This is a genomic window from Mesorhizobium sp. WSM4821 (assembly GCF_055901555.1).
This window is the reverse complement of the sequence record NZ_CM148371.1, coordinates 3,310,896-3,330,383: the sequence shown is the minus strand read 5'-3', so window position 1 is coordinate 3,330,383 and position 19,488 is coordinate 3,310,896. Positions and strand designations below refer to the sequence as shown.

The 19,488-nt window shown below is 63.8% G+C and carries 17 protein-coding genes and 1 pseudogene; 10 read left to right on the top strand and 8 right to left on the bottom strand.

The window, feature by feature from the left end; translation table 11 throughout:
• Nucleotides 1–24 precede the first annotated feature (24 nt).
• The 8 genes from AC0NID_RS15980 to AC0NID_RS15945 form a co-directional block, all read right to left on the bottom strand.
• Nucleotides 25–1,065, bottom strand: coding sequence for an ABC transporter permease (locus AC0NID_RS15980; protein ID WP_473453787.1), 1,041 nt, complete (start codon nucleotides 1,063–1,065; stop codon nucleotides 25–27).
• Complete coding sequence (locus tag AC0NID_RS15975) at nucleotides 1,062–2,579, bottom strand: sugar ABC transporter ATP-binding protein (RefSeq protein ID WP_473453788.1); 1,518 nt, start codon at nucleotides 2,577–2,579, stop codon at nucleotides 1,062–1,064. The genes AC0NID_RS15980 and AC0NID_RS15975 overlap by 4 nt, the downstream gene beginning before the upstream one ends.
• A gap of 150 nt (nucleotides 2,580–2,729) precedes the next feature.
• Nucleotides 2,730–3,797 (bottom strand): TMAO reductase system periplasmic protein TorT, encoded by a 1,068-nt coding sequence (gene torT, locus AC0NID_RS15970; RefSeq protein ID WP_473453789.1) that lies wholly within the window; start codon nucleotides 3,795–3,797, stop codon nucleotides 2,730–2,732.
• An 82-nt stretch (nucleotides 3,798–3,879) separates the two neighbouring features.
• Nucleotides 3,880–4,851: a 5-oxoprolinase subunit C family protein gene (locus AC0NID_RS15965; RefSeq protein WP_473453790.1), complete on the bottom strand. Its 972-nt coding sequence runs from the start codon at nucleotides 4,849–4,851 to the stop codon at nucleotides 3,880–3,882.
• Nucleotides 4,841–5,716, bottom strand: a complete 876-nt coding sequence (locus AC0NID_RS15960; protein ID WP_473453792.1) for a 5-oxoprolinase subunit B family protein — start codon at nucleotides 5,714–5,716, stop codon at nucleotides 4,841–4,843. The genes AC0NID_RS15965 and AC0NID_RS15960 overlap by 11 nt, the downstream gene beginning before the upstream one ends.
• Nucleotides 5,716–7,101, bottom strand: a complete 1,386-nt coding sequence (locus AC0NID_RS15955; RefSeq protein ID WP_473453793.1) for an acetyl-CoA carboxylase biotin carboxylase subunit — start codon at nucleotides 7,099–7,101, stop codon at nucleotides 5,716–5,718. Before AC0NID_RS15955 ends, AC0NID_RS15960 begins: the two co-directional genes overlap by 1 nt.
• The gene (locus AC0NID_RS15950; RefSeq protein ID WP_473453794.1) at nucleotides 7,098–7,340 is read right to left on the bottom strand and encodes an acetyl-CoA carboxylase; all 243 of its coding nucleotides are present in this window, start codon (nucleotides 7,338–7,340) and stop codon (nucleotides 7,098–7,100) included. Before AC0NID_RS15950 ends, AC0NID_RS15955 begins: the two co-directional genes overlap by 4 nt.
• Nucleotides 7,337–8,110, bottom strand: a complete 774-nt coding sequence (locus AC0NID_RS15945) for a 5-oxoprolinase subunit PxpA (protein ID WP_474033475.1) — start codon at nucleotides 8,108–8,110, stop codon at nucleotides 7,337–7,339. The genes AC0NID_RS15950 and AC0NID_RS15945 overlap by 4 nt, the downstream gene beginning before the upstream one ends.
• A gap of 323 nt (nucleotides 8,111–8,433) precedes the next feature.
• Here AC0NID_RS15945 and AC0NID_RS15940 point away from each other — a divergent pair, with 323 nt between their 5' ends.
• From AC0NID_RS15940 to AC0NID_RS15895, 10 genes and pseudogenes are all read left to right on the top strand, one after another.
• Nucleotides 8,434–9,339 carry a LysR family transcriptional regulator gene (locus AC0NID_RS15940; protein ID WP_473453796.1) on the top strand — a complete coding sequence of 302 codons (906 nt, stop codon included), beginning with the start codon at nucleotides 8,434–8,436 and terminating at the stop codon, nucleotides 9,337–9,339.
• Between the two features lie 188 nt (nucleotides 9,340–9,527).
• Nucleotides 9,528–10,340 (top strand): aldo/keto reductase, encoded by an 813-nt coding sequence (locus AC0NID_RS15935; RefSeq protein WP_473454040.1) that lies wholly within the window; start codon nucleotides 9,528–9,530, stop codon nucleotides 10,338–10,340.
• 160 nt (nucleotides 10,341–10,500) lie between these two features.
• Complete coding sequence (locus tag AC0NID_RS15930; RefSeq protein ID WP_473453797.1) at nucleotides 10,501–11,166, top strand: DUF6064 family protein; 666 nt, start codon at nucleotides 10,501–10,503, stop codon at nucleotides 11,164–11,166.
• 264 nt (nucleotides 11,167–11,430) lie between these two features.
• On the top strand, nucleotides 11,431–12,336 hold the full coding sequence (locus AC0NID_RS15925; protein WP_473453798.1) for a LysR family transcriptional regulator: 906 nt from the start codon (nucleotides 11,431–11,433) through the stop codon (nucleotides 12,334–12,336).
• 170 nt (nucleotides 12,337–12,506) lie between these two features.
• A complete protein-coding gene (locus AC0NID_RS15920) occupies nucleotides 12,507–13,847 on the top strand; it encodes an extracellular solute-binding protein (RefSeq protein WP_473453799.1) in 1,341 nt (446 codons plus the stop codon).
• 123 nt (nucleotides 13,848–13,970) lie between these two features.
• Nucleotides 13,971–14,912 carry a carbohydrate ABC transporter permease gene (locus AC0NID_RS15915; protein WP_473453800.1) on the top strand — a complete coding sequence of 314 codons (942 nt, stop codon included), beginning with the start codon at nucleotides 13,971–13,973 and terminating at the stop codon, nucleotides 14,910–14,912.
• Nucleotides 14,909–15,745 (top strand): carbohydrate ABC transporter permease, encoded by an 837-nt coding sequence (locus tag AC0NID_RS15910; RefSeq protein ID WP_473453801.1) that lies wholly within the window; start codon nucleotides 14,909–14,911, stop codon nucleotides 15,743–15,745. Before AC0NID_RS15915 ends, AC0NID_RS15910 begins: the two co-directional genes overlap by 4 nt.
• A gap of 54 nt (nucleotides 15,746–15,799) precedes the next feature.
• On the top strand, nucleotides 15,800–17,341 hold the full coding sequence (locus AC0NID_RS15905) for a sulfatase (protein WP_473453802.1): 1,542 nt from the start codon (nucleotides 15,800–15,802) through the stop codon (nucleotides 17,339–17,341).
• A complete protein-coding gene (locus tag AC0NID_RS15900; protein ID WP_473453803.1) occupies nucleotides 17,338–18,324 on the top strand; it encodes a DUF4432 family protein in 987 nt (328 codons plus the stop codon). The genes AC0NID_RS15905 and AC0NID_RS15900 overlap by 4 nt, the downstream gene beginning before the upstream one ends.
• A 1-nt stretch (nucleotide 18,325) precedes the next feature.
• Nucleotides 18,326–19,375: pseudogene (locus tag AC0NID_RS15895) on the top strand (ABC transporter ATP-binding protein); the annotation flags it as partial.
• Nucleotides 19,376–19,488 lie beyond the last annotated feature (113 nt).

Genomic DNA, 19,488 nt, shown 5'->3' with positions numbered 1-19,488 from the left:
CTTTCGATTGTCGGGCTTGACTGGTCAGCTCTCGCCAACCAGCATGCGGTAGCGGAACTGGTCGAGAATGACGGCGAGCACCAGCAGCGAGCCAAGCAACACCATTTGCATGTACGAGCCGATCTGGGCGATGTTCATGCCGTTCTTCAGCAGCACGATGAAGAAGGCGCCGAGAACGACATTCTCCACGCGGCCGAGCCCGCCCCGCAGGGAAACGCCGCCGATGACGCAGGCGGCGATCGATTCCAGCGCGATCGTGCCGCCGAGATTGCTTTCACCGGACTCGACGCGCGCCGTGAGCAGAAGGCCCGCGAGAGAGGCCAGCAGCGCGCACAGCACATAGGCCAGGAACAGCACCCGCTTGGTGTTGACGCCTGACAGGTTGGCTGCCCTGACATTGCCGCCAACCGCGTAGATGTGGGAGCCGAGTTTCGTCCGGTTCATCACCAGCCAGATGGCAATGATTGCCAGCAAGGCGATCATCACCGGCACGGGTACGCCAAACACCCGCCCAAAGCCGAAGAAATTGCCGAAATCATAGGGCAAACCGGCCACGGGAACGCCGCCGGTCAGGAACAGCGCGATCCCCGCGCCGACTGACTGCACGCCAAGCGTCATGATGAACGGCGAGACATCGAACTGGGCGATGCCGAGCCCGTTCAGGCAGCCGATCAGCAGCGCGGCGCCCAGACCGGCGCCGGCGCCAAGCAGGATCGCCAGCCAGATCATATCAGGCATCAGCGGCGCCAGCGCCACCATCGCCAGCGCCGACACGACCGAAGTCATGGCGATTGCCGTGCCGACCGACAGGTCGAAGCCTCCCGTGATGAGAACCAGCATCTGGCCCAGCGAGACGAGGACCAGATAGACCGATTGCCTGGCGACGTTGGTCAGGTTCTGGATCGACAGGAACTGGTTCGAGATCAGCGAGAAGACGATCAGCGAAACGACGAGGAAGAACGGCAGCACCCCGACGCGGAGGAACACCGACTTTATCGCTGCCAACAGGATGGCGGGGCCCCGCGGCGCCTCTCTATCCCCGGTTCGGCTGCTCTGGATGGTCATGATTGGATCCCCGTCTCCGCAAAGAAATGTTTCAGGACATTCTCCTCCGCGATCTCGGCGCCGGTGAGTTCGGCCGACACCCTGCCCTTCGAGAAGACCAGCAGCCGGTGCGCAAGGTTCATCACCTCCGGCAGGTCGGAGGAGATCACCACCACCGCCTTGCCGGCTTCGGCGATCTCCTTGATCAGCCGGTAGAGCGCGGCGCGCGTGCCCATGTCGACGCCGACCGTCGGCTCATCGAAGATGTAGATGTCCCGCTCCTCACCAAATCCCTTGCCGAACAGCACCTTCTGCTGGTTGCCGCCCGAAAGCTTCGAGACGATCCGGCCAATATGGCCTGAGGCGATGCCGACGCGTTCGCCGATCTTGTCGGCCAGCGCCTTGATGCGACGCGGCGCAACGAAGCCGAAGCCGCCCGCCATGTCGGCCCGGCCGAGCAGGCTGAGCTTGATGTTCTCGCGCGCCGTTGCCGCCAGTTGCAGGCCCTCGCTCTTGCGGTCCGGCGGCAGGTAATAGACGCCGCCACGCAGCATATGCCTTGTCGCCGCATGGGTCACGTCGCGCCCGTTCAGCGTGACCGTGCCTGACCGGATCGGCTGCAGTCCAAGCACGCTGCGCCAGATCCGCGACTTGCCGCTTCCGACCAGGCCGGCAATGCCCAGGACCTCGCCGGCACGCACGTCGATATCGACGCCGTGGAAGCCGGCGCCATGCATCTGCCGCAGCGTCATCAGCGTCCGGCCGTCCGCCTGGCGGCCGATCTCGGGATAGATCTGGTCGATCGCCCGGCCGGTCATCAGTTCGACCAGCGCCTTCTCCGACGTGTCGCGCGCCGACACCGTGCCGATCAGCCGGCCGTCGCGAAGCACGCTGATATTGTCGGCGATCTCGCGGAATTCCTGGATGCGATGCGAAATGTAGATGATGCCGACGCCGTCGGCCTTCGCCTTGGCGATGAAGGCGAAGAGCTTGCGCGTTTCCTTTTCGGTGAGCGAGGCGGTCGGCTCGTCGAGGATCAGGACCTGCGCCTTGGCCAGGAACACCTTGGCGATCTCCACCATCTGTTGCTCGGCGCGCGACAGGGTGGAGACGCGCCGGCGGATGTCGATCTCGAAGCCGAGATCCCGAAACAGCGTGCGCGCGCCTTCGACCATTGCGCGCCGGTCGGTCAAAGGACCGCGCTTGATCTCGCGGCCGAGATAGACGTTCTCGAAAACACGCAATGTCGGGATCAGCGAGAATTCCTGGAAAACCGTGCCGATGCCATGTTTGGCGGCGTCGTGCACGGAGCGGAGGTCGACCTCTGCGCCATCGATGCGCAGCGAACCGGAGGTCGGCCGGAAGAGGCCGGAGAGGATCGAGATCAGCGTCGACTTTCCCGCGCCGTTCTCGCCGAACAGCACATGAACCTCGCCGCGCTGAAGCGTGAAATCGACGCCGTCGAGCGCCTTGACGCCGGGAAACTCCTTCGAGATCCGGGTCATCTCCACGAGCGGTGGGTTTGTGTCGTCCATTATTTGCCGGCCTGGGTCCTGAGCATCGGACCCAAAGCCTGCCCTCGGGCCTGACCCGGGGTGGAACCGGTTTTGGGAAAATCCGATGCTCAAACAAAAAGGTCGGTCCTGTCCCGCCTTGCCTGGCGGGACCGGGCCGAGACGTCGCGATCAGTTCACGTTGAAGACCGGCTTGTAGCCATCCGGCGGCAGGATGTTCGTCGGCGAAACGTCGTTGATGTTGGACGGATCCACAACGAATATCTTCGGGCCGACATGCTTGACGTAATCCTTGCCTTCCAGGATGCGCACGGCCTGGTCCACGGCAATGCGGCCCTGGATGACCATCGAGTCGGCCGGCGCAGCGAGGATGAAGCCGCGCTTGATGCCCTCATAGACGCCGGGCGTCATGTAGAACGAGAGCAGGTCGACCTGACCTTGCAGGCCGCGTTCGCGAATGATGCCCTGCGCGGCCTCCGCCGTCACCGCGGTGCCGGCGATGTAGCGGATGTTTGGATTCGCCTGCAGCGCGTCCTCGACAAGCTTAAGCTGAACCTCCTTGCCGGTGTCGCCGAACTTGGGCTCCAGCACCTTGACCGCCGAACCCTTGACGGCGGCGAGGAAGCCTTCGTTCGCCGCGCTCACCCAACCGGCGCCCGCCGGCCCGGGGAACCAGCCCACCACCACCTCTTCGCTGCCAGCCGGATGCTTCTTGGCGAGATAGGCGCCGGCCTCCGAACCCATCGTGTAGAACGAGACCAGTGACTTCGCCGAAACATCCGGCGACGAGATGCCGTTGATGACGTCGATCACCGGAATGTCCTTCTTGCGGACTTCCGAGACGAGGTTGTTGAGGCCGTCGGCGGAAATCGCGCCGATGACGACCGCATTGGCGCCGCTGGCAACGCAATCCTCGATCTGCGAAATCTGCTTGTCGAGCTCGGTGTAGCCGCCGGCCTCCGACAGGTTCATCTTGACCCCGAGCCGCTTGGCCTCCTCCGCAACGCCGTAGTCGACGCCGAGCCAATAGGCGTCCTTCATGTGCGGGAACGAGACGCAGATGTTCCAGGGCTTCGTCGCCTTGTCGAGCGGCTCGTAGGTGACATCGACCGATTTGCCGTCGGCGGCAAACGCCGGCTCGATCTTGGCGGCGTCGTAGGGATACCAGTCGGCGGCGTAGGCAGCCCCGGCAACTAGGGTTGCCGCCGTCGCAAGCATCATTTTTCTGAGATTTCTCATGCCATTCCCCTTTCTTGTTATCGGCCGCCGTCTTCCGGACGGTTTGGCCGCACTTACCCAAAAATGTCAGTCGCCCCAGGCGTCAGGCGAAAACGCTCCTGATCCTGTCGAGCAATGCTGCCCGGTCGGCACGGGCTTTCTGCGCGCCGTCCATGTCGACCTTGACGAAAGATGTCGGCGTGTTCGGCTGCAGCTGGCCGATCAGGTCCATGTCGGCCGAAACGACCGTGCCGACCATGAAGTAGCCGCCGCCAGAGACCGCGTCGCGGTGCAGGATGATCGGCTCGGTGCCGCCCGGCACCTGGATCGAGCCGTAGGGATAGCAGCTGTCGACGATGTTCGATGGGTCTGACCCGGCGCCGAAGGGCTGGTCGCGCTCGACGAATTGCAACGGACGGCCGCCGCGGAAGCGGTAGCCCATGCGGTCGGCCTCTGGCGCCACCTTCCACTGGTCGTCGAAGAAGTTCCGGTGCGACTCCTCGGTGGCGCGGTGCCAGTAGAGTCCCGGCAAGACGCGCAGTTCGGCAGGCATGCCTGGTCGCCGCCGCAGTGCTTCCGGGACGCTGCGCCCTTCCTTGCCGGCAGCGGCGCTGCCGACCGGCAACTCGTCGCCCTTGGCGATGGCGCGGCCCTTGAAGCCGCCCAGCGCGCCGATCGGATAGGTCGAGCGGCTGCCAAGTGCGAGCGGCACGTCGATGCCGCCGGAGATCGCGATGTAGATGCGCGCGCCGGTCTTGAGGAAACCGAAGCTCAGCACCTGGCCTGCCCTGACCTTCAGCGCGGTCCAGGACGGCTTTTCCTCGCCGTCGAGCTTGATCGGCATGTCGGCCCCGGTCACCGCGACCAGCGCGTCGCGGGTGAAGTCGAGATGTGGTCCGATAAACACCGCCTCGAGGCCGGCCGCGCCCTCGTCATTGCCGACGAGCAGATTGGCGGCGCGCAGCGCCAGCCGGTCCATGGCGCCGCCGATCGGGATGCCGAGATGAAAGTAGCCCGGACGGCCGAGATCCTGAACCGTGGTCGAAAGCCCCGGATTGAGTACCTTAACGGCCATTGATCATGCCCTCCAGCCTGGCGTTGTAGCCGTCGATGTCCTTCTGGAATTCGCGCAGGTCGAACGTGACGTCGCTGATTGCCGGGGCGAACCGGCCGGCGGCGACGTCCTCGACCGTATGGTCGTATTCTTCGCGCCCGATCGGCTTGAACTTGACGATGTCGCCCGGACGGAAGAACACCATGAAGTCGCGGAGGTAGCTGGTCTTCTGCTCCGGATCGAAGATCGGCATCGGCGTGATGCCGAACATCTGGTAGCCGCCGGCTCCGCGCACCGAATAGATGCAGGAAAAGCAGCCGCCATAACCGATGGTGAGCTTGGGCGTATCGGTGCGCGGCCGGAGGTATTTCGGCACCTGGATCTGCCGCGGCCGGTCGACCATCTGGTACATGAAAGGCAGACCGGCGACGAAGCCGACCATCGACACGAACCATGGCGACCCGGCATGGGCGGCGATGAAGTCGTCGACCGTCGAATAGTTGTTGATCCGGGCGGCGTATTCGAGATCGGTGGCCTTCGGATCCTGGTGCCGCTCGCGAAACCGCATCAGCGTCTCGTGCGTCCAGGGATCCTGGTAGAACACCGGGATTTCGATGATCCTCGTGGCGATCACCGGATCGGTTCTGCTGGCCGCGCTTTCAATCGCCTGCACTTCGCGCAGCATGTCGTCGGGCCGGATGATGTCGGGATTGAACTTGATCTGGAACGAGGCGTTTGCCGGGCAGATCTCGGTCACCCCCTTGATCTGGCTGTCGCGCACGGCGTTGGTCATCGACAGGCTCTTGAAAAACGCCTCCAGCGACATGCTCTCGTCGCACTCAACGAAGAGATGCTCGTCGCCTCCGAATGAATAGCGGTTTTGCATCAGGCCACCTCTCTCGTGCCGCTTGGCGGGGCGGCGAATTTCGTTTCCAGCCAGTTCTCGAGAAAACGCGTGTGGAAGCGCCCGGCCGCCACGTCGGCATCGGCGGCGAGCGCCTGATGCAGCGGCACGGTCGTCGGAATGCCTGATATGCCGAGGCCGGCCAGTGCCGTGCGCAGCTTTGCCAGGCAGGCCGCGCGATCGGCGCCATGCACGATCAGCTTTCCCAGCAGCGAATCGTAGAACGGCGGCACCGTGTAGCCGGCAAAGAGCATGGTGTCGAAGCGGATGCCCTCGCCTTCCGGCACGGCAAGCGTCTCCACCGTGCCCGGACCGGGCATGAAACCCCTGTGCGGATCTTCGGCATTGATCCGGCACTCGATGGCGTGGCCTGCAATTGCGACATCTTCCTGCCTGACCGACAAGGGCTGACCGCCGGCGATGCGCAGCATCTCCTGCACGAGATCGAGCCCGGTGATCATCTCCGTCACCGGATGCTCGACCTGGATGCGGGTGTTGACCTCGATGAAATAGAAATCGCGGCTGGCGTCGTCGTAGAGATACTCCACCGTACCGGCGCCGCTATAGCCGACCGAGCGCGCCAGGGCGACGGCGCTGTCACACAGGCGCTTGCGGACGTCGGCCGGCAATCCGACGGCCGGGGCTTCCTCCCAGACCTTCTGCCGGCGCCGTTGCAGCGAGCATTCGCGCTCGTAGCAATGAACGAAATTCGTGCCGTCGCCGAGGATCTGCACCTCGATATGACGTGCCTTCTCGATCACCTTCTCGATGTAGAGGCCGCCATCGCCGAAAGCCGCCGCTGCCTCCGCCGAGGCCTGCGGGAAATGACGCTCGAATTCCTCGAGGCTGTGGGCGATGCGGATGCCCCTGCCGCCGCCGCCGGCCGCCGCCTTGATCATCACCGGAAAGCCGATCCGCGAGACGATCACCGCCGCCTCAGTGAGGTCAGACACGCGCCCGTTGCTACCGGGCACCGTCGGCACGCCGGCCCTGGCCGCGACCTGGCGCGCCGCGACCTTGTCGCCGAGCAGCCGGATCGCCGCAGCATCGGGCCCGACAAACTTCATTCCCGCTGCAACCACCGCTTCGGCGAAGTCGGCATTCTCCGACAGGAAGCCGTAGCCGGGATGGATGGCATCGACCTTCGCCGCCTTTGCCGCCGCAAGCACCGCCTGGATGTCGAGGTAGGATTTCTTCGCCGCGGCCGGCCCTATGTCGATCGCCTCGTCGGCGAGCTTCACCGCCAGCGAGCCGGCATCGGCCTGGCTGTGCACCTGCACGGTCCGCAGCCCCAGGGCCTTCGCGGCGCGGATGATCCGCACCGCGATCTCGCCCCGATTGGCTATCAGGACGGAATGGATGGTCATGCCTCGACCTCGGCAAGCGCCTGGCCGGCCATCACCGCGTCGGCGTCGTCGACGAGAAAGCGGATTGCCTTGCCGTCGACGCCGGCCGTCACTTCATGGAACGACTTCATCACCTCGACGATGCCGATCACGTCGGCCGCGGACACGGCGTCGCCATCGTTCTTGAACGGCGCGCTGTCGGGCGACGGCCTGCGGTAGAACATGCCAGGCAGCGGCGACCTGATTTCGGCTTTGCTCATCTTGATCCCCTCGCGGCTTGGGCCTGTTGTGTGGGCACTTCCGACACCGGCGCGATCCTGATCCCGTTCGCGACCAGGGCGGAACGCATGGCGCCGGCGATTTCCAGGCAGCCCGGCGTATCGGAATGGAAGCAGATCGACTCGAAGTCGATGTCGATATCGGCGCCGTCGACGGTGCGGACCTTGCCCTCGAGACAGGCGCGCACAACCTTGTCGGCGGTTGCGGCCGGGTCGAGCTTGCCGACATGGCGCGTGAACACGATCGAGCCGGAGCGGTCGTAGTCCCGGTCGGCATAGAACTCCCTGATGACCGGCTGACCGGCCTCGGTGGCGATCCGATAGGTCTCCGACATCCCCATGCAGAAGACGAAGGCGTTGGGCGCCACGGTGCGCATCAGCTTGACGAAGGATCGCGACAGCGCCTCGTTGGCGGCGAGTTCCATGTAGAGCGCGCCGTGCGGCTTGACGTGCTGCAGATTGGCGCCGTGTCGGCGCGCGAATTCGCGCAGCGCGCCGATCTGGTAGACGATGTCGTTGATGATCTCGTCGTCATTGCCGTTGATCTTGCGGCGGCCGAAGCCTTGCAGATCCCGGTAGCCCGGATGCACCCCGATGCCGACGCCGTGCTGGGTCGCAAGCCGTACCGTGGCATCCATCAGATTGGGATCGCCGGCGTGGAAACCGGCCGCGATGTTGGCGGAGCTGATCAGCTCCATCAGCCTGGCGTCGTCGGTCTCGCTCAGCCGCCATTGGCCGAACGCCTCACCCATATCGCAATTGATGTCGACAATCGTGACCGGCACGTTGCTCCCTTTGCAATCCAGGCGCTGAACGACAGCGCGGTTCCCGTCTTCTTGTTTTCCGAACGTTAACGCGGAAACGCAGCATTGAAAAATTCTATTCTCAGAATTTGACATTCTGATTTTCAGATACCTATTTCGGATGCCCGCTGGAAGGGAAAGCGCCGAATACCGCCAGAGGCGCGGGCGTGCTGTGCGATCAAAAAAAGCAGCGGCTGCACAAACAAGTTGCGTGTATCGTATTTTCAGAAAATAAGGGCTGTTAACATCAGAGAAACAGAAGGCTTCGCCCGATGTCGATCAGCCTGCGCCAAATCCGCTACTTCGTCTCCACCGCCGAGCAGGGCCAGATTTCGCAAGCGGCGGTCGACCTCGCCATTTCGCAGTCGGCGATCACGACGGCGATCAAGGAGCTGGAACGCGTGATCGGCGCCGACCTGTTCGTCCGCTCTCCCCAAGGCATGGAACTGACCGCGGCGGGGCGCCAGTTCCTGTTCCACGCCTACGACATCCTGAACAAGGTGCAGGAAGCGACCAGCTTGAACGTGCCGGCCAATGATCTGGAGGGCAGCCTCACCGTCGCCGCGACCTATACGGTGATCGGCTATTTCCTGCCCAACCACCTGGAGAAGCTGAGGCGCAATTTTCCGAAGCTCGACATCCAGCTGTTCGAGCTCAACCGCGAGGCGATCGAGGAGGGTCTTCTGTCCAACCGGTATGACATCGCCGTCCTGCTCACCTCGAACGTGCTCAATCCGGACCTCTCGACCGAAACGCTGCTGGGCTCGCGGCGCCGGCTCTGGGTCGCTGCCAAGCATCATCTCCTGCAAAAGGAATCCGTCGGCCTGAAGGATATCTCGCAAGAGCCCTACATCATGCTGACCGTCGACGAGGCGGCGCACACCTCGCTCAAATATTGGAGCAAGACGCCCTATCAGCCATCCGTCACGCTGCGCACATCGTCCGTCGAAGCGGTGCGTTCGATGGTTGCCAACGGGCAAGGCGTCGCAATTCTCTCGGACATGGTCCTGCGGCCATGGTCGCTGGAAGGCAAGCGGATCGAAACGCTGGTCCCCAGCGATCCGATCCCGGCAATGGACGTCGGCCTGGCCTGGCGGCGCAATGCCCAGTTCACCTCTGCCATGGAGGCGTTTCGTTCCTATTTCAGGCAGACGTTCTATATTCCGAACAGTCGCTAGAGCATCGGCCCTGATCGGCCTAAGGCCGATCGCCCGGAACCATTCTTGTGACCGGGTACAAGGCGTCGGGAATACAGGGATGGCGCACGATGATCATCACCCGCAGGACGTTCGTGAAGGCCGCCGCTGCTTCCGCAGCGGCTTTCGTGTTGCCGGAAGCCGCGCCCGGTGCGCCGCCTGCGCCGGCGATGCGGGCAGTGCCCTCCTCGGGAGAGATGCTCCCCGCCGTGGGGCTGGGCACCTGGATCACCTTCAATGTCGGCGACGACCCGGTGCTGCGCGACGAATGCGCCGACGTGATCGCCGCCTTCTTCGAGGCAGGCGGCCGCATGATCGATTCCTCGCCCATGTACGGCTCCTCGCAGCCGGTGATCGGCTATGGCCTCGAGAAACTCGGCAGGCCTGAAGCGCTGTTTTCCGCCGAGAAGGTCTGGACCTCCTCCGACGGACCCGAGCAGATCGAGCGGTCGCGCCGCTTCTGGGGCGTACCGCGCTTCGACCTCGTGCAGGTCCATAACCTCGTCGCCTGGGAGACGCATCTCGAAACCCTGTTCGCCATGAAGGCGGACGGGCGCATCCGCTATGTCGGCATCACGACGTCCGAAGGACGGCGGCACGACCTGTTCGAACAAATTATGCGCGCGCATCCGCTCGATTTCGTGCAGCTCACCTACAACGTCGTCGACCGCGAAGCGGAGCAGCGGCTGCTGCCGCTCGCGGCAGAGCGCGGCATGGCCGTCATCGCCAACCGGCCGTTTCGGCAAGGCGCGCTGACGCAGCGGCTCGAAGGCGAGACGCTTCCGGACTGGGCGGCCGAGATCGGTGCCGGAACCTGGGCGCAGTTCATTTTGAAGTTCATCCTTTCGCACCCTGCCGTCACCGTCGCCATCCCCGCCACCACCCGCGTCGACCATGTGCGCGAGAACGTGACGGCCGCGACCGGTCCCCTCCCCGACGCGACCCTGCGCGAGCGGATGGCGGCTTACGTCCGGGACCTCTAAGCAGGCATTCATGGGCTGGCCCACGAATGCCTGCTTAGATCCTGTTGTTTGTCGCAGGTTCTTGTCGCAAAACCGTGGGACACTTTTGCGGAACCTGCTCTGTTGTTTGTCGCAGGTTCTTGTCGCAAAACCGTGGGACACTTTTGCGGAACCTGTTTAGATGTCGGAATGGTGGACTTACCGGCTGGAGGATTTCCTGCTCTTCTCGCCGCGCGTCTACTGGCGCATGTTCGAGTTGCACAATGCCAACTTCTGGCCGCTGCATCTCCTGGCGCTCGCCGCCGGCCTTACTATTGTCCTGCTCGCGCTGCGGCGGCCGCGTCGCCATGGCCTCTGGGTTGCGCTCATCCTCGCCGCGCTCTTTGCCTTCGTCGGCTGGTCGTTCCTGTGGAGCCGCTATGCCGCGATCAACTGGGCGATCGCCTATGTCGCGCCGGCCTTCGGCCTGCAGGCGCTGCTGCTGGCGATAGGCTGTGCCGCACGCGGCGGCCTCGCCTTCGACCGGCAAGACATGGCGGGACGGCTCGGGCTGTTGATCATGGCCGCCGGTCTCGTCGTCTACCCCCTCCTCCCGCCGCTCTTCGGGCGGCCATGGGCCAGCGCCGAGGTCTTTGGCATCGCACCGGACCCAACGGCGATCGCAGCACTCGGCGTGCTGCTTGCAGCGAGCGGCGGCCTTACGCCGCTGCTGTTTCCGATCCCGCTGCTGTGGCTGCTGCTCAGCGGCCTGACGCTCCATGCCATGGGCGATCCGCAGGCCTGGCTGCCGCTTCTGGCAGTGGGCACCAGTGTCGTTGCCCTGGCCCTGCGCCGCATGGCTCGGTGATGCGACGGCGCGTTCGCTCCGGCAAGGCAGTCGCCTCAGCGAAGCGATTGCCCTGCAACTGTGGGTGGTTTCAACTTGACAGGTGACGGCAGCTATGCTAGGAATTTATTCACGGTGCTGATTTGCGCCAATGATCCGCCCGTGGGGACCCGCCCGCCGAGGCGGGTTTTTTGTTTCCAGGTTTCCGCGCATCGAATGACCTGCTTGAGCGACATGCATCGATCAGGGATGATGAACCGGTCCCCTGGCTCGTAGGTGAGTTCGTTGAACATCCGACAACTGGAGTATTTTCTGACGGTTGCGGCCCACAAGAGCGTAACCGTCGCCGCCGCAAAACTCGGCGTATCACAACCGACGCTGACAAAGACGATCCGCTCATTGGAGCTGGAACTCGGCGTTTCGTTGTTTGAACGAATGCCGCGCGGCGTCGACCTCACCCCTTACGGCCAAAGCCTGCTGCGTCATGCCGAAGCGATCCGCGTCCAATTCGGTGACGCGAAAAACGAGATCGAGAGCCTGCGCGGCGGCAAATACGGCACCGTGCTGATCGGCGCCGGCCCCGCCTGGCTGCGTCGCCACCTGCCGCGCGCCGTGGCCATCGCCACCGGCAAGAACCCTTCGATCAAGGTCAACATCGAGGGTGGCTATGACGATGCGCTGCTGCGCGCCTTGCGTCGCGGCGAGCTGGACATGGTGATCGCCGAGCTTCCTCCCAAGGACGAAGTGCGCGACCTCAAGCTGCGCCCGCTTACATCCGATCGCCTATGTGTCTGTTGCCGGGCCGGTCACGAACTGCAAGGCCGGACCAAGCTCTCGCTGCCCGACCTGCTCCGATTCCCATGGGCCATGCCGCCGGAAGCGACACGCGCGCACCAGAGATTCCGGTCTGTCTTCATTTCCAAGGATCTCGCGCCGCCAAATGCCGTCGTCGAGACCAAATCGATGGCTTTCCTTCTGCAGATGGTGCGCTTTTCCGATGCGCTGACCTTCACGGTGACGACCACGCTGAAGACCCCCGAAGCGACCGGTGTCGTCATCCTCGATGTTCCCGAGGTGGCGGCCATGCGCAGTGCCGGCATCATCACGCGCAAGGACTCATGGCTGTCCCCCGCGGCGGAAGCAATCATCGACGAGCTGATCGAGATTTGTGCGCGCGAGCCGACCAACTAGAGCATCGGACCCAAAAATGGAAACCGGTTTGGGAAGATCCGATGCTCAAACAGAAAGCAAATCGAGCCATGCCAAAATGGCATGATTCTGGTCGATCTATTCATTTGTCGGAATGCTTCTTTTGTGACCATCTTGCTGCCGACGGTGGAGGCCGTCCAAGGGAGGAACCGATGACGAAGTTCGCAATCAACCGACGCACGGCGCTTGTGGGGATCGGCGCAGCCGCGACGGCAAGCATGATCCGGCCGCTCTGGGCGCAGACCGTCGCGCCGATCACGATCGTAATCAACCAGTCGCCCTGGTTCGAGAGTTTCCGCAAGACGGTCGAACTCTATGAATCCGAAACCGGCAACACCGTCGAACTCGACGTGAACCCGTTTGCCGGTTCGCTCGAGAAGCAACGCAACTCTGTCCGGGCGGCACAGGGTCAGTACGACATCCTGATCATGAACTCGGGATGGTTCACCGAGATGTATGCCGGCGGATTCGTCTCGCCCCTGACCGACATCGATCCAGGCTTTAAGCTCGATCCGGACGTGTACACACTCGGCGACACCGTTTTCTACAACGCGGACAAGAAAACGGTCACGTCGGACGGGAAGCTGATGTCGGTTCCGGTGTCGCCACTCATTCCGCTGCTCTACTATCGCGGCGATCTCTATCAGGAAGCGGGGCTGTCGGCGCCGAAGACGTTCGCCGAGCTCGAGGCCAATGCACGTACGCTCCACAATCCGCCGGAGCGCTACGGCATCGTGCAGCGTGGCGCACGCGGGCCGCACACGGTCGCCTACGACTTCTATCCCTATCTCTACGGTCACGGCGGCGGCATCTTCAAGGACCAGTCCTCCGGCGACTACTCCGTCACGCTGAACAGTGCCGAAGGCCGCGAGGCGCTGGAGTACTATGTTCGCCTGGCCAAGGAAGCCGGCCATCCGAAGACGGCGGCAAGCGACCAGGCGGAGGTGATCCAGGCCATGGTCACCGGCAGCGCCGCGCACATCATGATGGTCATCGCGGCCTGGTCGCAGATGGACGACCCGAACAAGTCCGCCGTCGTCGACAAGGTCGAGTTCGCGCCCACCCCGTCATTGCCGGGCCTTCCGACCGCGCCAGGACTGGGACACTGGCTGGCTGGCGTCGCGCACAATGTGCCCGACGATCGCAAGCGCGCCGCATTGGAATTCCTCCGCTGGTTCCAGACGAAGGAGGCACAGCTGGCCACCGCGGAAGCCGGGGGCATTCCGACCCATGCCGCGGTCTACAAGGAGCCGATTGCCGAGGAGCGCCGCTACCGCTGGATGAGGCCGCTGGCGGAATCGCTGCCGCATGCGGTGAACATCTACCAGTTCCCGGAAGCCAGTGAAGTCATCGCGGTCCTGGAGCTTGGGCTCAACCGCGCTGTCGCCGGTGAAATTACGCCGGTGGATGCCTTGAACGGCATGGCCGACGACATCCACGCGGTGATGGAGAAATACAAATACAAGACCGGCGAACTGGAGTCGTTGCGCTAGAGCGCGTCGCGTCGAAACAGGTTCAGCCGACGCGCTTTAAGTCTTTGTTTTTATGCATGTTGCTGTCCCAAATCCGCTACGCATTTTTGGGCGAAATGCATTAGGGTTCGCAGGTCCCTTGTCATGAGCATAACATCGCTTCCCTCCCAGGCAGCCTCCGGGCCGGCATCGCGTGCCAGCGCCGTGGCGCTTGGAGACGACCGGCTCTGGCGATGGCTGACCTTCTCGCCCGCGCTGGGGCTCATGGTGCTGCTGACCGCCCTGCCGCTAGTCAATCTCTTTATGAGCAGCTTTCAGGACATCCTGTGGTCGGGCGGACAAGCGGTCCGAAGCAGTGCCGGCCTCACGCACTACGCGGCGCTTCCCTCCGACGCCTTGTTCCGCGCCGGCCTGTCAAACACCTTCGTCTTCGCGCTCTCGGCCGTCTCCGGCCAGATGGTGCTCGGCCTGCTGCTGGCGCTCCTGTGCAGCAAGGTCACGCGCGGACGCGTCCTCTATCGCGCGATCTTCATCCTGCCCATCCTGATTCCCGGCATCGTCATCGGCGCCATCTGGAAGCTCATGCTCAACTTCGATTTCGGCCTGGTCAACCAGACGCTGGGACTGATCGGCATCGCTCCGCACGATTGGCTGGGAGCCAGCGAGACGGCGCTGCTGTCGGTGGTGCTGGTCGACATCTGGCACTGGACGCCGTTCTGCTTCCTGTTGTTTCTGGCCGGCATCGAATCGCTTCCGCAAGACGTGTTCGAAGCGGCACGCATCGACGGGGCGACGTCCTGGCAGGAATTCCGCTTCGTCACGCTGCCGCTTCTGGTCCCGACGCTCATCGTGACCTTCGCCTTTCGGCTGGTGCTCGCCTTCAAGGTCTTCGACGAAGTCTACCTGCTGACCAGCGGTGGCCCGGGGACGTCGACCGAGGTCGTCAGCTTCACGCTCTACCAGCGCTTCTTCACCGAAGACCGCATCGGTTACGGCTCCGCCATGTCGGTCGCGGTGATCTTCATCGTTTCCCTTCTGCTGGTCGTGGCGCTCTCGGCCCGCAAGCGCTCGGATGCCGCCGCATGAGTTCCGTTGCTGTCCAGAGATTCCGTTCCGCCCTGGTGCACGCCGTGCTGATCGGCTTTGCGCTGCTCATCGTGCTGCCCGTGATCTGGACGGTTGCGGCCGGGTTCCGGACGCAGATCTCACTGCTGATGGGCGATGTCTTCTTCAAACCCGTGTTCTTCAATTTCACAGAGGTCCTGTTCTCGAAGACCTCTGACTTCCTGGTAAACTATCGGAACTCGCTGATCGTCGGCGTCACCAGCACGGTCCTGTGCCTGGTTGTCGCGACACTCGCTGCCTGGTCGCTGCATCGGATGCGCTGGCCGCGCTGGATACCAAACATCTTCCTGGCATGGACGCTGATCTTCCACATGATCCCGCCGGTCGCACTTGCCAGCGCCTGGTACACGATGGCGCGCACGGTCGGCCTCGACAATACTTTCACCGGGCTGATCCTGGCGCACACGACCCTCAATCTGCCGATGGCGATCTGGCTGATGAGCGTTTTTGTGAGGGACGTTCCCAAAGAGCTGGAAGAGGCGGCATTGCTCGACGGCGCGTCGACGCCGGTCCTGTTGCGCCACGTCGTGCTGCCGATCATCGCACCGGGCCTCGCCGCGACGGCGGTCCTGACATTCGTCTTTTCCTGGAACGAGTTCGCCGTAGCCTTGACGCTCACCATGAAACAGACGGCAACCGTGCCGGTCGCCATCGCCAAGTTCGCGCAGGATTTCGAGATCCTCTACACTCAGATGGCCGCGAGCGCCGCGCTGTCGATCCTGCCTGCCCTCCTCCTCCTGCTCATCGCCCAGCGCTACATCGTGAAGGGGCTGACACAGGGCGCGGTCAAGTGAGCACCAGACAGTCCAGCCTGCATTCCCAGAGTCTGCCATGAAAGTGAGTTTGCCATGAAAGCCGTGTTCGTCCTGTTCGACTCGCTCAATCGCCATGTCCTGGCGCCCTACCAGGGAAAGCGGGTCCCGACTCCGAACTTCGACCGGCTGGCCGCACGGACGGTGACTTATGACAACCACTATGTCGGCAGCCTTCCCTGCATGCCGGCGCGACGCGATATGCTGACCGGGCGCCTCACCTTCCTGCATCGCAGTTGGGGACCGCTGGAGCCTTTCGACAACGCGTTTCCCGAGCTTCTGCACCGGAAGGGCATCTACAGCCATCTGGTCACCGACCACTTCCACTATTGGGAAGATGGTGGCGCGACTTACCACAACCGCTACGATTCCTACGAGTTCGTCCGCGGACAGGAGGGCGATCCGTGGAAGGCGATGGTGCAGCCTCATTGGGAGCGCCTGCGCGAGATGTATCACGCCAGGCAGTTCACCACCGAACGCCGCAAATACTTTTCGCAGAACATCGTCAACCGCGAGTTCATCCGGGAGGAAAAGGATTTCCCCTCCGTCCAGTGCTTCGCGCACGGGTTCGACTTCCTCGACCGCAATCGCGACGCCGACAACTGGCTCCTGCAGATCGAGACCTTCGACCCGCACGAGCCGTTCCATGCGCCATCCCGCTTCAAGGAGCCCTTCGACACGGGATGGAAGGGCTCGATCCGCGATTGGCCCCGCTATGGGCGCGTCGACGAACTGCCGGAAGAGTGCGAGGAATTGCGCGCCAACTACTACGCGGTCGTGGCGATGTGCGACCACCTGCTTGGGCAATTGCTTGACTGCTTCGACAGGCATGACCTGTGGAAGGACACGGCGCTCGTCGTGACAAGCGACCACGGGTTCCTGCTTGGCGAGCACGATTTCTGGGCGAAGAACCGCATGAACCTCTACGAGGAGGTCGCGCACATCCCGCTCTTCATCCACGATCCACGAAACACATCGAGAGCCGGGCTGCGGACCACTTCGCTGACGCAATCGATCGACCTTGCGCCAACCTTCCTCGATCTGTTCGGCGCCGAAGCGCCGCCCGAGAGCGAGGGCTATTCGCTGCTGTCGATGAAGAACAACGAACGCCGCCGGGACGGCGCCCTGTTCGGCTATTTCGGCGGAGCGGTGAACGTCGCCGATGGACGCTACACCTACCATCGCTTCCCGGCCGATTTGGCCCGTCAGGAGATCTACCAGTACACGCTGATGCCGACGCATATCTTCGCGCCGTTCTCGCCGGAGGAACTGTCGGATGCGCGGCTTGCGGAACCATTTCCGTTCACCAAGGGCGCCAAGCTGCTCAAGGTGCCGGTGCTCGAGCGCTCGCCGATGTATCTGAACTACGGACCGGGCGCCTTGCTGGAATCCGACACGCGGCTCTACGATCTCGAGACCGATCCCGGCCAGACCAGGCCGGTAACGGACGCGGCGCAGGAAGCGCGGCTGATCGGCATGATGGTCGATCTCATGAAAGCCAATGACGCGCCGCCGGAGGCCTTCGCGCGGCTCGACTTGTCGTCAGCGGGCGAGCGGGCGGCGGAACCGGCCCAATGACCGAGTGGAGCGCCGCGGCGTTGCGGCCGCTGGTCGGCGACTTGCGGCAGGTGGCAAGCGTCCGGCGCATCGTCTTCGACGACGGCGCCGAACGCGGCGTGCGGGCGCTCGCGTTCTCGACGGGCGCCGGCCTCGATTTTTCGGTGCTGGCCGATCGCTCGATGGATATCGGCCTGCTGTCCTGGCAAGGTGTTCCCATGAGCTGGCAAAGCCCGGCCGGCTTCGTGGCTCCGACATTGCTCGACCCCGACAGTGAAGACGGCCGGGGCTTCAACCGTGGTTTCAGCGGGTTCCTCGTCACCTGTGGGCTCAATCACATTCGCCTCGCCCGCAATGGCGAGCCGCAGCACGGGCGGCTGCCTTTCTCGCCGGCAGCCATCAAGGCCTACGGCGAGTCCTGGCAGGCGGCCGCGCCGTTTCTCCATTGCGAAGGCGAGATCACGCAGGCGCGCTATGGCGGCGAGGCGTTGCGGCTCCACCGGCGGATCGAAGCGCCGATCGGCGGCGCGGCCATCCTCATTCGCGATACCGTCGAGAATGTCGGCGCAACCGATACGAAGCAACCGATGCTCTACCACTTCAATCTCGGCTACCCCGCGATAATGACGGGAAGCACGGTCGAACTGGACGGGCGGCGGCTCATCGGTCCGATCGAGCTCCCCGATGCGGAGAAGGGCCTGGTCACGGCTCGGAGCTGGCCGGCCTCCGGCCCCACGGCCATGTGTGTCGTTCGCGCGCCCGGCGGGCTTGCGGTGCGCTTCGAGTTCGATACGGACGCGCTGGGCCATCTCCAGCTCTGGCATGATCTCAGGCCTGGCGTCGGCGTCCTGTCGATCGAACCCTGTACAAGCGGGCGCCCCACCGACGGCTCATCGCCCGCAGAAGCGGTTCTCAAGCCGGGCGAACGGCGGTCCTACCGCGTCCTTGTTTCCATTGAAGGCAATGCGGCGGCAACGCTGCCCCAACAGCATCCGGAGAACTGAGATGGCCCCTGTGACTATTCGCGACGTCAAGAAAACATTCGGCCCGGTCGCGGTCATCCATGGCGTGGACTTCGAGATCGATGACGGCCAGTTCGTCGTTCTCGTCGGCCCGTCCGGGTGCGGAAAATCGACGCTGCTGCGGATGATCGCCGGGCTCGAGAGCATCAGCGACGGCGAGATCCGCATTGGCGGCCGGCTGGTCAACACGGTCGCGCCCAAGGACCGCGACGTTGCCATGGTCTTCCAGAGCTATGCGCTCTATCCGCATATGAGCGTCGCCGACAATATGGGCTTTGCGCTGAAACTCGCCGGCAGGGACAAGGCCGAGATCGAAGGCCGGGTGGCGCGCGCAGCCGACATTCTCGACCTCAAGCCGCTCCTGAAGCGGCTCCCCAAACAGCTGTCGGGCGGCCAGCGGCAACGTGTCGCGATGGGCCGCGCGATCGTGCGCGACCCGCAGGTCTTCCTCTTCGACGAACCGCTGTCCAATCTCGACGCCAAGCTGCGGGTCCAGATGCGTTCCGAGATCAAGGCCCTGCATCAGCGTCTGGGAACCACGACCGTCTACGTCACGCACGATCAGGTGGAGGCGATGACGATGGCCGACACGATCGTCGTGATGCGCGACGGCGTGCTCGAACAAATCGGCCAACCGCTCGATCTCTACGATTTCCCGGCAAACGTGTTCGTCGCCGGCTTCATCGGGTCGCCGGCCATGAACATGATCGAAGGGACCATCGGCAAGGACGGGCTCGTCACCGATGACGGCGTGGCCCTTCCCGTGGGCAATTGCAAAGACCTGCCCAAGGGGCGGCGCGTGATCTACGGCATCCGGCCCGAGCATATCGAGCGCAGCGAGTCCGGGCTGGAAGCGGTGGTGGTCACGGTGGAGCCGACAGGCGCCGAGAGCCTGATCGTGCTGTGCTTTGGGACGCAGCAGGTCACCTGCGTGCTCAAGGAACGCGTCCATGCCCGCCCGGGCGAGACCATCCGCATCGCTCCCATCGCCGATACGGCGCACGTGTTCGACGCGCAGTCCCGGACGCGTATCGACGACCGCGGTCCGACCCGCCAACGGAGCAGGCCCGCGCGTCCGGTTCGAGACGCTGCTGCGGCCGCCGCTTCAGCCCGCGGCGGGAATGCGGCGCTTTCGCGAACCTCGCT

Excerpts from the sequence above, each read along its gene's own strand:
- AC0NID_RS15980 (WP_473453787.1), bottom strand. The coding sequence starts at position 1,065 with ATGACCATCCAGAGCAGCCGAACCGGGGATAGAGAGGCGCCGCGGGGC.
- AC0NID_RS15975 (WP_473453788.1), bottom strand. The coding sequence starts at position 2,579 with ATGGACGACACAAACCCACCGCTCGTGGAGATGACCCGGATCTCGAAG.
- torT (WP_473453789.1), bottom strand. The coding sequence starts at position 3,797 with ATGAGAAATCTCAGAAAAATGATGCTTGCGACGGCGGCAACCCTAGTT.
- AC0NID_RS15965 (WP_473453790.1), bottom strand. The coding sequence starts at position 4,851 with ATGGCCGTTAAGGTACTCAATCCGGGGCTTTCGACCACGGTTCAGGAT.
- AC0NID_RS15960 (WP_473453792.1), bottom strand. The coding sequence starts at position 5,716 with ATGCAAAACCGCTATTCATTCGGAGGCGACGAGCATCTCTTCGTTGAG.
- AC0NID_RS15955 (WP_473453793.1), bottom strand. The coding sequence starts at position 7,101 with ATGACCATCCATTCCGTCCTGATAGCCAATCGGGGCGAGATCGCGGTG.
- AC0NID_RS15950 (WP_473453794.1), bottom strand. The coding sequence starts at position 7,340 with ATGAGCAAAGCCGAAATCAGGTCGCCGCTGCCTGGCATGTTCTACCGC.
- AC0NID_RS15945 (WP_474033475.1), bottom strand. The coding sequence starts at position 8,110 with ATGGGTGAGGCGTTCGGCCAATGGCGGCTGAGCGAGACCGACGACGCC.
- AC0NID_RS15940 (WP_473453796.1), top strand. The coding sequence starts at position 8,434 with ATGTCGATCAGCCTGCGCCAAATCCGCTACTTCGTCTCCACCGCCGAG.
- AC0NID_RS15935 (WP_473454040.1), top strand. The coding sequence starts at position 9,528 with ATGCGGGCAGTGCCCTCCTCGGGAGAGATGCTCCCCGCCGTGGGGCTG.
- AC0NID_RS15930 (WP_473453797.1), top strand. The coding sequence starts at position 10,501 with ATGTCGGAATGGTGGACTTACCGGCTGGAGGATTTCCTGCTCTTCTCG.
- AC0NID_RS15920 (WP_473453799.1), top strand. The coding sequence starts at position 12,507 with ATGACGAAGTTCGCAATCAACCGACGCACGGCGCTTGTGGGGATCGGC.
- AC0NID_RS15915 (WP_473453800.1), top strand. The coding sequence starts at position 13,971 with ATGAGCATAACATCGCTTCCCTCCCAGGCAGCCTCCGGGCCGGCATCG.
- AC0NID_RS15910 (WP_473453801.1), top strand. The coding sequence starts at position 14,909 with ATGAGTTCCGTTGCTGTCCAGAGATTCCGTTCCGCCCTGGTGCACGCC.
- AC0NID_RS15905 (WP_473453802.1), top strand. The coding sequence starts at position 15,800 with ATGAAAGCCGTGTTCGTCCTGTTCGACTCGCTCAATCGCCATGTCCTG.
- AC0NID_RS15900 (WP_473453803.1), top strand. The coding sequence starts at position 17,338 with ATGACCGAGTGGAGCGCCGCGGCGTTGCGGCCGCTGGTCGGCGACTTG.